General features: G+C 43.6%; 14 protein-coding genes and 1 pseudogene. 3 read left to right on the forward strand and 12 right to left on the reverse strand.

Translation table 11 applies throughout. The annotated features are described in order from the left end of the window. From galE to DXA18_RS05465, 10 genes and pseudogenes are all read right to left on the reverse strand, one after another. On the reverse strand, window positions 1-1,000 hold a 1,000-nt coding region (galE, locus tag DXA18_RS05415), incomplete at its 3' end, for a UDP-glucose 4-epimerase GalE (RefSeq protein WP_118383028.1). 19 nt (window positions 1,001-1,019) lie between these two features. Beyond that, window positions 1,020-1,940, reverse strand: a complete 921-nt coding sequence (locus DXA18_RS05420) for a sugar phosphate nucleotidyltransferase (protein ID WP_118383029.1) — start codon at window positions 1,938-1,940, stop codon at window positions 1,020-1,022. Window positions 1,941-1,981: 41 nt separating this feature from the next. Then, entirely contained in the window at window positions 1,982-3,160 is a 1,179-nt protein-coding gene (locus tag DXA18_RS05425) for an aspartate aminotransferase family protein (protein ID WP_118383030.1), read from the reverse strand. Window positions 3,161-3,350: 190 nt separating this feature from the next. Then, window positions 3,351-5,480: a hypothetical protein gene (locus DXA18_RS05430; RefSeq protein WP_118383031.1), complete on the reverse strand. Its 2,130-nt coding sequence runs from the start codon at window positions 5,478-5,480 to the stop codon at window positions 3,351-3,353. A gap of 502 nt (window positions 5,481-5,982) precedes the next feature. Further along, complete coding sequence (rpsR, locus tag DXA18_RS05440) at window positions 5,983-6,249, reverse strand: 30S ribosomal protein S18 (RefSeq protein ID WP_118383032.1); 267 nt, start codon at window positions 6,247-6,249, stop codon at window positions 5,983-5,985. A gap of 44 nt (window positions 6,250-6,293) precedes the next feature. Then, window positions 6,294-6,743: a single-stranded DNA-binding protein gene (locus DXA18_RS05445; RefSeq protein ID WP_118383033.1), complete on the reverse strand. Its 450-nt coding sequence runs from the start codon at window positions 6,741-6,743 to the stop codon at window positions 6,294-6,296. An 18-nt stretch (window positions 6,744-6,761) separates the two neighbouring features. Then, entirely contained in the window at window positions 6,762-7,049 is a 288-nt protein-coding gene (gene rpsF, locus DXA18_RS05450) for a 30S ribosomal protein S6 (protein ID WP_118383034.1), read from the reverse strand. Window positions 7,050-7,202: 153 nt separating this feature from the next. Then, window positions 7,203-7,391, reverse strand: coding sequence for a DUF951 domain-containing protein (locus DXA18_RS05455; protein WP_118383035.1), 189 nt, complete (start codon window positions 7,389-7,391; stop codon window positions 7,203-7,205). Window positions 7,392-7,420: 29 nt separating this feature from the next. Beyond that, window positions 7,421-8,212 carry a class B sortase gene (srtB, locus tag DXA18_RS05460; RefSeq protein WP_118383036.1) on the reverse strand — a complete coding sequence of 264 codons (792 nt, stop codon included), beginning with the start codon at window positions 8,210-8,212 and terminating at the stop codon, window positions 7,421-7,423. Window positions 8,213-8,249: 37 nt separating this feature from the next. Continuing rightward, window positions 8,250-9,529 (reverse strand): annotated as a pseudogene (locus DXA18_RS05465) (L-cysteine desulfidase family protein). A 175-nt stretch (window positions 9,530-9,704) separates the two neighbouring features. On the opposite strand from DXA18_RS05465, the gene DXA18_RS05470 reads away from it, so the two are divergent. The 3 genes from DXA18_RS05470 to DXA18_RS05480 are packed head-to-tail and all read left to right on the forward strand — an operon-like array spanning window position 9,705 to window position 11,718. Then, window positions 9,705-10,100, forward strand: a complete 396-nt coding sequence (locus tag DXA18_RS05470; RefSeq protein ID WP_118383037.1) for a hypothetical protein — start codon at window positions 9,705-9,707, stop codon at window positions 10,098-10,100. An 11-nt stretch (window positions 10,101-10,111) separates the two neighbouring features. After that, a complete protein-coding gene (locus DXA18_RS05475; protein WP_118383038.1) occupies window positions 10,112-10,960 on the forward strand; it encodes a DUF5685 family protein in 849 nt (282 codons plus the stop codon). Then, window positions 10,957-11,718, forward strand: coding sequence for a DnaJ domain-containing protein (locus DXA18_RS05480; protein WP_118383039.1), 762 nt, complete (start codon window positions 10,957-10,959; stop codon window positions 11,716-11,718). The genes DXA18_RS05475 and DXA18_RS05480 overlap by 4 nt, the downstream gene beginning before the upstream one ends. On the opposite strand, the gene DXA18_RS15625 is transcribed toward DXA18_RS05480, so the two are convergent. Beyond that, complete coding sequence (locus tag DXA18_RS15625) at window positions 11,715-11,861, reverse strand: hypothetical protein (protein WP_158567092.1); 147 nt, start codon at window positions 11,859-11,861, stop codon at window positions 11,715-11,717. The genes DXA18_RS05480 and DXA18_RS15625 overlap by 4 nt on opposite strands. Window positions 11,862-11,863: 2 nt before the next feature. Next, window positions 11,864-12,469, reverse strand: a complete 606-nt coding sequence (gene fic, locus DXA18_RS05485) for a protein adenylyltransferase Fic (protein ID WP_118383040.1) — start codon at window positions 12,467-12,469, stop codon at window positions 11,864-11,866. Window positions 12,470-12,572 lie beyond the last annotated feature (103 nt).

Here is a 12,572-nt window from a genome sequence, read left to right on the forward strand (position 1 = left end):
CCGGATTCTGAGACTGCCATCTCCAGGCATCCTCACACATCTCCTTCAGACCACGCTCTGCTTTCCATCCAAGCACCTTCCATGCCTTGGCAGGATCTGCGTAGCATGTTGCAATATCGCCTTCTCTTCTCGGCTGGATCTCATATGGAATCTCTTTGCCGCAGGCTTCACCAAATGCCTTTGCCATCTCAAGTACAGAATATCCTCTTCCTGTTCCCAGATTGATGATGTCCAGTCCCGGTTTGGTAAAGATATAATGAATTGCCTTTACATGACCGATTGCCAGATCCACTACATGGATGTAATCACGCACGCCGGTTCCGTCCGGTGTGTCATAGTCATTGCCAAACACACCAAGTTTCTCACGCTTGCCGACCGCCACCTGTGAAATGTAAGGCATCAGATTGTTCGGAATACCCTTCGGATCCTCACCGATGCGTCCGCTCTCGTGTGCGCCTACCGGATTAAAATAGCGAAGCAGGATCACATTCCATTCCGGATGTGCTTTCTGCAGGTCTGTCATGATCTGTTCCATCATAGACTTGGTCCAGCCATACGGATTGGTACACTGTCCCTTCTGGCAAGACTCCGTGATCGGAATCACTTCCGGATCACCATATACGGTAGCAGACGAACTGAATACGATATTCTTGACGCCTACTTCGTCCATAACCTTCAAAAGTGTCAATGTTCCTGTAATATTATTCTGGTAATATTCCAACGGCTTCTTTACCGATTCTCCAACCGCCTTCAGTGCCGCACAGTGGATCACTGCTTCGATATCCTCTGCTGCAAACATCGCTTTCAATGCTTCTTCATCCAGGATATCCCCTTCATAAAATGTAATCTTCTTGCCTGTCAGCTCTTCCACTCTCTTCAGTGACTCTCTGGAAGAATTACACAGATTATCATATACCACTACGGAATAGCCGTCATTTAACAGCTCCAGAGCTGTATGGCTTCCGATATAACCTGCGCCTCCTGTAATTAATATACTCATAGGTTTGATCCTCCTTATCTTACTTCCACAAATGTTGCGGATATACCCCGTTATCTTTCATCTTCTGCATTGCTTCTACTACAACCGGCTTATCCTCTTTGTAGGTAATTCCATACCATTTATCATGAGACTTAAGTACAGATACGGTTGCACGGTCTTCCTCTAACAGTCTGCTGACTACCGCCGGAAGGAAATACTCGCACTTCATCGGATTCTCTTTGATGCCCTTGTCAAGAAAAGCCGGGAATCCTGCCTTGATCTCATCCAGAATGCTGCGGGTGAATCCCCACATATTCATAGATACGATCGTATCTGCCGGAAGCTCTGTCCAGGTCTCGCCGTCATCCTCTGTAAATGCGATACCGCCATTTCTCTTCTCGATCTTGGTACGCTCAGTAACCTCTACCAGTTCATGCTGATCGTTGGTCGTACATACACCACGAGATACATGTCCATTGTCGGTAACGGTATTACCAAGAATATAGCCTACCATGGTATAGCGGAATTTATCATCATCCTGATGTGTTGTCAGGTAATCATAGATCAGCTGGAATGCCTCTACGCCGTAATAATCATCCGCATTGATGACTGCAAATGGTCCATTCACCTGATCGATGCAGCTAAGTACTGCATGTGCCGTTCCCCATGGCTTCACTCTGCCCTCCGGCACGCTGTATCCGTCCGGAAGATTATCAAGCTTCTGATAAGCATAAGATACTTCCATATATTCCGACACACGGTCTCCGATTGCTTCACGGAATGCCTGCTCATTTTCCTCTTTAATAATAAAAATTGCTTTCTCGAATCCCGCTCTTTTTGCATCATACAGTGAGAAATCCACAATAATGTGTCCTTCTGCATCCACCGGGTCGATCTGTTTCAGACCACCGTAACGGCTTCCCATACCCGCTGCCATAATTACCAATACTGGTTTGTCCATAGTTGCTTCCTCCATATCCTTTTATTCTTATATCTATCCATTTAACCGCGCAGCACTTCTGCAAGAATCTCCATACCGCGGTCAATTTCCTCTTTGCTGATGGTAAGCGGCGGAAGGAATCTGAGCTTTGTCTTCGCTGTCAGTACCAACAGACCCTTCTCTGCACATTTCGCTGCTACTTCTCCGGCCGTCATATCCTCCGGAAGCTCTGCGCCAAGCATCAATCCCAGACCTGTCACTGACCTGATCTGAGGCATCGCATTCAGCTTCTCGATCATGTATGCAGACTTTTCATTAACTGCTTTCAAAAATGTCTCATCCATAACATGATCCAGTACATATTTGGCACCTGCACATGCTACCGGATTACCGCCAAATGTGGAACCGTGCTGACCAAATCCCAGCACTCCGGATGTCTTCTCATTCATCAGTACTGCACCCAGCGGAAGTCCGCCACCGATACCTTTTGCCATAGTTACTACATCCGGATGTACTCCAAACTGCTCATAGCAGAAGAATGTACCTGTACGGCTCACGCCTGTCTGGATCTCGTCTACTACAAATACCAGATCCTTCTCTTCACAGATATGCGCGATCTCTTTTACAAACTCAGAATCTACCGGAACTACTCCGCCTTCTCCCTGGATCAGCTCGATCATAATACCACAGACCGTATCATCAACAGCTTTCTTCAATCCTTCAACATCTCCTGCATCTACAAAACGGAATCCCTCTGTAAATGGGAAAAAGAACTGATGAAACACATCCTGTCCTGTCGCTGAAAGTGTAGTGATCGTACGTCCGTGGAAAGAATTATTCAGCGAAATGATCGTATTACACTGGCTTCCATGCTTCTCCATACCGTACTTTCTTGCCACCTTTACAGCACCTTCATTCGCCTCTGCACCGGAGTTGCCAAAGAATACTTTGGAAAACCCTGTGTACTCGCACAGCTTCTCAGCCACCTCTACATCCGGCTGTGTACTGTACAGATTCGATGTGTGCTGCAGCTTGTGTGCCTGTTCAGACACCGCATCTGCCCACCCCTTATCTGCGTAGCCCAGGCAGTTCACACCGATTCCACTTGTGAAATCAATGTACTCCTTTCCTTCCGGATCTTTCGCGATCGCTCCGCATCCCTCTGTCAGAGTGACCGGAAAACGCTTGTATGTATTTGCAATATATTTACTGTCTTTGTTCTGAATGTCAATAGAGTTCATGTCATATCTCCTTTCAACCCTGCTATTTCAAGTATAGCACGACCACATATCCCCCGCAATGACACATTTGTCTAAAACTTTGCACAATCTGCGATGTCAGGTTTTGCGAATGCCGGCGATGGGTCTGACGCACTGAACCATCCATAAACTAAAAAAGGACAGAAACCTTTGTCCCTGTCCTTATCCTTGCTTATCTGTTTCTTCTGCGTTTGAAGAACAATGCTGTCAGCATTCCTGCAAGGGAAATGACCATTACCATACTCCACAGCAAAATATTTGTACTATCGCCTGTCTTAACTGCTGTATCTGGCTTTGTAGAAGTAGTAGGCTGTTCTTTGTTGGAAATCATAGAAATGACTGCTATTTCTTTATAATCACAACGTTCACAAACACGTTCTTTTTTGCCTGTTTCTGTGGTTGTTGCTTCCTTGATGACTTTCCATTCTCCCCACGTATGACCTGTCGCATCTACCTCATTTCCTTTGTAGCTATGACTACAATTCCTGCAAGTATATGTCGTATATCCTTTCTCTGTGCAATTTGGTGGTGTAACGACTGCAACATAATCATGTTCGTTTACAGTAAACTGTAGCTCCGTTGTTGCTATTTGAGCATTAGCTGCTGTTACAGTAAGCGTTGCCCGATATATACCTGTTGCTAAACTGTCTTTTGGTGCTACTGCTACTTTTAGAGTGTCGTTTGGCTGGATGGTTGTAGTACCATCACCACTCAACTCGAACTTATCCTTATCTGTACCCGTGATAGATATATCTACATTCTCTAAATCAACATTTCCGCTATTTGTAATCGTAAATTCCTTTGCGGTAATTGGTTGATATCCTACGCAAGTTCCTGTAAATGTTCCGTCACCATTTAAAAGCATGCTGTAAACTGCCTTTGTTGCAGGTGGCAGTGTGATATTCACATCACTTGCTGGCGTACCTAAAATGGTAAAACCGTTTTTAGTGATATTTGTTACTGTCAATCCGTTCAAGCCCTGGATACCATCCTCATAACCATCCGGAAGAAAATATCCGTCAACAGCTTCTACTATAATATTCGTAATTGCCGTGTTTGGAACAACTTTCTGCACACCATTATTCGATGTGATATTCAATCCCGCACCCGCAACAATATTCACAGCAGTTTCTTGTTCTTTCTCTGCCAAAGCCGCATATGTGATTCTATTTGCTGTATCTGTTGTTTCCAGCCATATCTTGCAATTCGCAAAACTATCTAAATTCATACCACTTGCAGAAACTTCTGTTTCATTCGTAATTTGTTTCGCATACGCACCATTGCTGTTTTGTGCAACCAGATATGTACCATTTGGAACATCTGTTAAGATAACCTTGCTATCATCATAAGAAATTACGGCTGAACCTAGGTTCTTACTATACTTACCGGCGTCATAGCGTAATGTAAACGCTCCATCTCCATCCGTATCCTGCAGTGTTAAATTACCTGTGGATGTTGCTGACGGAACAGCCGACGCAAAAAGAATCGTTGATGAATTCAGTTCAAAAGCAGGTCTTATTTTTTCTACATTGCTTGTTCGAGCTCCACTAAAAGCAGGATAATTCTTAGAAGGCCACGCAGTCAAAACACTACTTCCATCATTCGGATTATCATTACTAACAAATGGTGAACGAATCCAAAATAATTCAAGAACAGATTTTCCCCAATAACTTGGATCAATACGAAGACCGTCATTCAAATCATTTGCGCTGTTCTTTCCCACAGTAATGTGATTATAATCTTCTTGGTCTCCATAAGCCAAATATAGCTTATCCGTCGTGGAATAGACGCCGTTGTTTTTCGTATCATCAGTATAAATCGTTGTTTTATTTATCAGTGCCTGTTCTGAACCTGTAAAAAAAGAAGCTTCCATCTCTTTTAAGGTAACATTCCTTATATAGCTCGCACCGTAGTGATTCGGGAAAACTTCTGCCGGTTCTCTATCAGGATAGGTACAGTTCCACTTATCATCATATGTTTTATTGTCCATATAATTTGATTCAAATTGTACATCATCTCTCATAGAACTTGCAGAAAATAACGTTATGCCATCATTACTTTGACTTCCTGCAATCCACCACTGTTGATTGTTGTTTCCGAAATAGACTTTTGCAGGATTTTTCACTCCGTCATTATCATTTGTATCATAGTTTTTTAATTCTTCAACAGTTGAAAACTGCTCTTTCGTTGGCGATTGATTTTCCTCTGCATGAACGCTGGTACTAAACGTCGGAAACATAGTCAATACCATTGCACTTACCAGCAAAAATGAACAAGGCTTTTTCAAATATCTTTGTTTCATATTTACTTTCTGCTCCTTTCCTTGACTTTTCTCAAAAGGTACACCTGTTAATAGCCACTATATCATTATCTAGTATAGCTGAAAACGCCTATTTATTCAATGATTTATCATTTAGAACAGCTCTGAAGATGTTTTTTTTTGCTAAAATTACCAGATTATATTTTTTGTAAAAGGTGTGTTTTTTTAGAGTTTGGAACATATTATTTCTGTTTCATCAGACGGTATTCCCTCAATTTCCGATAGAATGTTGCGTCGTTCATTTTTATATTCTTCCAGGACTTCCGACAGCGGAAGCCTTTTCTTTTCCCTTTCATGGACAATCTCTCCAAAATTCTCTAGTAGCATGATTTCTGTTCTGCCAAATTTTGCACCATTTTCCTAAGAAATCCTAAGAACTGTTAAGAAAATACAAGACTTCCCGGATACAGAAAAAAGCCCTTAAACACCGGATTTCCGGTATTTAAAGGCTTTTCTTTCATTCACTCATACTCGACTAATTAAATTAGTCCTGAACGTATGGCATCAGTGCAATGTGTCTTGCTCTCTTAACTGCAACTGTAAGTGCTCTCTGATGCTTTGCACAGTTTCCTGTGATTCTTCTAGGAAGAATTTTACCTCTCTCAGAGATGTACTTTCTCAGTTTTGCTACATCCTTGTAATCGATTTCGTTATTCTCTTTACCACAGAATACACATACTTTTTTTCTTCTGCGTCCGCCGCCTCTTCTCTTGAAGCCGCCTTCTGGACGATTGCTTTTATCGTAAGCCATGATTATTACCTCCTGAAAAATAATTTGCCGAAAATATATTCAGCCTAGTTAAACGGTAATTCTTCATCAATTCCGTCTGGAATGTTCATGAAGCCGTCACCAGCCGGTGCGCTAGGTGCCGGTGCTGGAGCCGCCTGGAAACCGCCGTTCATGTGAGACTCGCTTGCTGCTTTGCTCTCCGCGAATTCCTGATCTTCTACTACAACGTCTGTTGTGTAAACTCTCTGACCATCTTTGTTCGTATAACTTCCGGTCTGAATACGACCTGTAACGATCACCTTAAGACCCTGGCGGAAATACTTCTCTGCGAACTCTGCGCTTCTGCCGAATGCTACGCATCCGATGAAGTCTGCTGTCTGTTCACCGTCATTATTTCTTCTGAATCTTCTGTCAACTGCAAGTGTGTATCTTGCAACTGCCGTTGAATTCTCACCTGCTGAGTAGCGTACCTCTGGATCTCTGGTCAGGCGTCCCATCAAAATTACTTTATTCATTCTTTTACCTCTCTTCTTCTATGCTTCGTCTTTTACGCATAAATATCTGAGTACGTTGTCCATGATGCGAATTCTTTCTTCAACTTCGCCTGGAACTGTAGCGTCAGATTCGAAGTGGATGAAGTAATAATATGCTTCTTTCATCTTCTGAATTTCGTAAGCGAGTCTTCTCTTACCCCATTCATCAACGTCTGTCACATTACCACCGAAACGAGTAACTAAATCTTTTACCTTTTCGATTACCTGTGCTCTTTCGTCATCTTCGATTTTTGCATTGACTACAACAGTTAATTCATACTTATTCATGTAGTGTGCACCTCCTTCTGGTCTTTTGGCCCCTGTTTCTTCCCAGGAGCAAGGATAGCCCTGTAATTGGGCAAAACAATATATCACGAGTTAGAATGATACCATATAACCAGCTATAATGCAAGCACTTTCTTCTTTTTTACCTTACCTTTTTTACTCTGGTTTGCGAAGTCCCTTCGTATTCTTCTCCACCATCTTACGCGGTGTCATAATCTGATGTCCGCATCCGGTGCATTTCAGACGAAAATCTGCGCCCACACGCAGGATCTCCCACTCGAAACTGCCACACGGATGCTTCTTTTTCAGTTTTACAATGTCTCCGACTTCATATGTATATGCCATGAATATTCCTCATTTCCATCTTTTCTTCATTACTTTTTTACCACATCTTCAGATTCGATCACACCTCTTACCACCATACGGTTATCATCGCTTGCCGCCGTACAGGTAGACAATGTGACCACGCGCTGATCGGTCGTAACTTCCACACCTGTATGATACGCTCCGGCGCGCTTCGTATCATCCAGAAATGCCTGATATTCTTCATCAGATGCAAACTGCGTCAGGTACGTACTGGATGTATCCTTCACAATTCCTGCGGAATAAATGTGACAGGTCAGCTTCCGTCCGTCCGGTGTATAGATATAGAAATAAGGATTCTCTTTCCAGAAAGATTCATCCTTGTATTTCTCCAGATCATGAAACATGGAATGATCCCTCATACGGTGTCCGTAAATGATCGTATTACGGTCACTGAAATCCGATGCGTTGTCACAATTTACAAAGATCGCGCCTACTGTATTCTCATTCGCTGAAAATGTCCGATTCAGATACAGATCGTTGTCCGTTGTCTGCACCAGCGGATAACTGATCTGCGACGGCTCCGGATAGAAGCGGATCCATCCCACTGTATCTGCATTGATCTTCTTCAATTCATCAAAATCTACTACGAATTCATCTTCATCCTTGTCATCGCCATGTACCGCCACTTCCCGAACCTTGTCGTATTCAGATTTACCCTGATGATATCCACCGAATATCTTATATAGCTGATAACCTGACACGCAGAACACAGCAATCGCAATGATCAATATCAGTGTACTTATGATGCCGCCCTTTTTCTTTTTCCTGCGTCCGCGGTGATACGTCTTTCTCTCCCCCATGTCAGTTCTCCCTTTATTTCTGCTATTTTTCAGAGTCTCACTTATTCTTCATGATATCTACGATTACTTCTTCTGTCTTTACCATTCCAGGTGACGCGATCCTGCCCATATTACGCATGGTATCTTCCGGCGTCCGGCCGTTAATGCCATGAATCGCATCAATACAGACATTCTGCATTGCCATATCCACTGAACGAAATGCCGCGTCCACAGCCACCATGCCTTTCATCGCGCATCCCTGATTACCGCCGTCACAGATCATACCGGTGAGTCCCGATGCCATATTCTGGATGATCATCGTCTGCTGTGCTTCCGATGCACCGCGCAGATATCCCAGTCCACATGCCATCCCGGTTCCCGCTGCGATGCCACATCCACAAAAGGCAGACAGTCTTCCGGAATATTCCTTAATGTACATGGTAATAAGGTAACTGAGTGCCGTTGCCCGAAGAAGAATATCATCATCGATCACTTCATAATTCACCTCGTAATAGGCAAATAATGGCATGGTTGTGATAATACCATGTGCTCCGCTTCCGGTAATACTCATAGCAGGACTGGATAACCCCAGTACCCGCGCCTCGATCGCACCATTACACATCAGCTGTGCTGTCTTGCGGGCATCTTCGGATATAATCTTACCATCATTGGCACGAAGAAGCATCGGACCGATCGTCGTTTTCTTAGAATGGATTCCTTCTTCCAGAAGCTCGATATTCATGGAAAATGCTTCTCTGATGAAGCTGATCTCCTTCGCCGGCACCTGTTTCACGTATTCCAGAATCTGTCGCAGAGTATAACGGTGAATGACCGGTGTCTCTGCTTCCTCTGATTCTTCCTGCTGCTCTGTCTTTTCTCCAAATACGATCTCGCCATTCTTCTCTATCCACTGGATATGCGTGTGCGTTCCCCTGATATGGACACTGCAGGTATCGGTCTCTGTGCACACCGTCGCATCAATGGTGATCTCTGATCCCATATGATCCAGTGCAACATGCACCCTGCCATCCCGAACCATCTTCGCCGCAGCTTCATTATCTGCATCTGTAATACCATCCAATGATTCCAGCCCTTTCGCCGGGTCTGCCGCTACTACACCCAAGCTGCCGCCTGGAGATTCCCATACGCATCTGAGCCTGGTATACCACAGGTATATGCATTCTTATACATGCCGGAATTCAGTGCCACATCCACACGCAACACTTCTCCCTCGGTCTCTGCTTTCGCCCGTGCTGCCGCAAATGCGATTGCACCCGGTTCCGTTACTCCCAATGCCGGTTTCATGTCCTCACGGATCAGTCTGGTCAGTTCTTCCATACACACCCCTCCCTACGCTCTCAGTGTTCTTTTAGAATAACACATCTGCTTCTTTTTTTATAGATTTTTAAGAGGAAGTTTATTGACTTTCCGCAGATTCAGCGTATCATTTTAAAATAGAAAATTTATATGAGGGCAGACTCTTAAAAGAGTCTCTACGAAAGGACGTGAGATCATGCGTGAAAAGTTTGCACGCTTCATGGCTGGTCGATATGGTATGGATACTATGGGACGTTTTACCATCGGACTGGCACTTTTTTTAGTTGTTATCAACTACATTTTTACCAGCCGGATTATTAATCTACTGGTGTGGGTTCTTCTGATTCTGGCATATTACCGGATGTTCTCCCGCAATGTATATAAGAGATCTTCCGAAAATCAGGTGTTTCTGAACAAAACATATAAGATCCGTCACTGGTTCTACACCCAGAAGATCCTGTTTGGCCAGAGAAAGACACACCATATTTACCGTTGTCCATCCTGCAAACAGAAGATCCGTGTACCAAGAGGCAAGGGCAAGATTGAGATCCGCTGTCCAAAGTGTAACACCACATTTATCAAAAAGAGCTAAGGAGTCATCCCATGTTCGGATACATTGCAATTAATAAAGCGGAAATGAAATTCCGCGATTTTGACATTTATCATGCTTATTACTGTGGACTCTGCAAAGACTTAAAGGAACGTTACGGGCGAAGCGGTCAGATTACATTATCCTATGATATGACATTTCTCATTATCCTGCTTTCCGGCTTATACGAGCCGCCGGCAGAAGATTCGATCCGTAACTGTGTGGCACATCCATTTCAGAAGCATGCCGCACGCACCAATGAGATCACGCAGTACGCCGCAGATATGAATATTGTTCTCTCTTATTATAAATGTCTGGATGACTGGACAGACGAACATAAGAAAAAAGCCTGGATCAATTCCAGGCTTCTTCGTTCCAAGGTGAAGAAGATTGAAAAGACTTACCCGAAAAAAGTTAAGCTCATCCGCGATATGCTCGTCCAAATCTCTTCCTGCGAAAAAGCGAATGAGCAGGATCTGGACAAGATGGCCGGTCTGTTCGGCGAGATCATGGCTGAAATCTTCGTCTGGAAGCAGGATATATGGAAAGACTCCCTTCACCGAATGGGATTTTTCCTGGGCAAATTCATTTATCTGATGGATGCTTATGAGGATATAGATGACGATATTGCAAATGCGTGTTATAATCCTTTTATGCGCTTCAGAGAACGCGAAGATTTTAATGATTACTGTAAGCAGATCCTTACGATGATGATTGCTGAATGTTCTCGTGAGTTTGAGAAGTTACCAATCCTCACTCATGCTGAGATTCTTCGCAACATTCTCTATTCCGGCGTATGGTGCCGATTTGAAGCAATCTGTGAAAAGCGCCAATCAGTTAATAATCAGGAGAACAAATCATGACCGATCCATATCAGATTCTGGGGGTATCCAGAGATGCCAGTGACGACGAGATCAAGAAGGCTTATCGTACGCTGAGCCGCAAGTACCACCCAGATGCGAATATCAATAACCCTAACAAAGACCAGGCAGAAGCCAAATTCAAAGAAGTACAGCAGGCTTACCAGCAGATTATGAAAGAACGTGAATACGGCTCTTCCGGCAGCTATGGAACAGGCGGTTACGGTACTTCCGGCGGATACGGAAGCTACGGTAGCGGTCAGAGTGGGGATCCGTTTGGAGGCTTTGGCGGTTTCGGTGGATTCTGGGGAGACTTCGGCGGTGGCTACAGACAACAGGCCGGTCCCGAAGCTACGGATAACGAAGATGTCTTACATCTGCGTGCTGCTGCCAACTTTATAGGCAGCGGTCACTATCAGGAAGCACTGAATGTGCTGAATGATATGAAAGACCGCAGTGCACAGTGGTACTACTACAGCGCTATGGCGAATTCCGGACTTGGCAATAATGTAGCTGCACTGGAGCACGCCAAGACTGCTTATCAGATGGACCCGAATAACATGCAGTATCAGGTACTCTTACAGCGTCTGCAGAGTGGCGGAAGCTGGTATCAGACCAGGCAGAATCCTTATCGTCCTTACTCGATGGGCGGCAGCGATTACTGCATGAAGCTTTGCATTGCCAATCTGGTATGCAACCTCTGTTGCGGCGGAAGCGTCTGCTGCGGTGGTCCGGGAACCGGTGGCGGACGATACTTTTAATGAAACAGCTCATCAAGTGAGATCCGGCAGTCTTCCTGATATATGTGTACCGGAACAGATTCCGTATAATCATATACTCTGGACTTGCCTGGATCTTCCAGCAGAAATAGCTTTACGGTTCTGTAATAATTGGAACATGACATAGCTACAGTTCTTCCGCCTTGTACACCACATAGCCCTCATAGTAATAGCTATGGTCTATACCTTTCATATAAACTTCTCTATCGTTAATCTTTTCTGTCAAAGCCTGTTTTAAAATATATTTTATCTCGATATCTTTGATCGGACTTCTTTCCATCGCCAACAGATAATCTTCTTTATCCACAACACTCCAGTCAATAACTTTGTTCAACTCTCTTTTCATAATTATATCCAGCCATATTCTGGTGCTTCGGCCGTTCCCTTCACGAAATGGATGAGCTATATTCATTTCAACATATTTTTCAATAATTTCATCAAATGTTGACTGCGGCATCTTCTCAATATTATCAATTGCAGCTTGCAAATACATAACAGGAGCAAATCGAAAGTTTCCTTTCGAAATATTTACACATCTCACGTCTCCCGCAAAATCGTATATTTCTCCAAATAGATATTTATGAATGGCCGCAAGCATCTCAAAACTTCCTGCTTTATAGTTATCCAAATATCCATTTTCAAATAGCTCTACTGCTTTTTTCTTGCTTATCTTTTCTTCCATTCTCGCAAGTTCTGTGGAATCTGTAATATTAAGCTTATTTTCTAATGCCATATGCTTTCCTTTCCAAATAGAGATTAATACATTTTATTTTTAACCATTTTACCACAGCCAGTATTATTCATACAATATACTCTATGAACTCATAGCAGAACTT

The sequence above is a fragment of the Dorea sp. AM58-8 genome (assembly GCF_003464045.1).
Taxonomy (GTDB): Bacteria; Bacillota; Clostridia; order Lachnospirales; family Lachnospiraceae; genus Claveliimonas; species Claveliimonas ammoniilytica.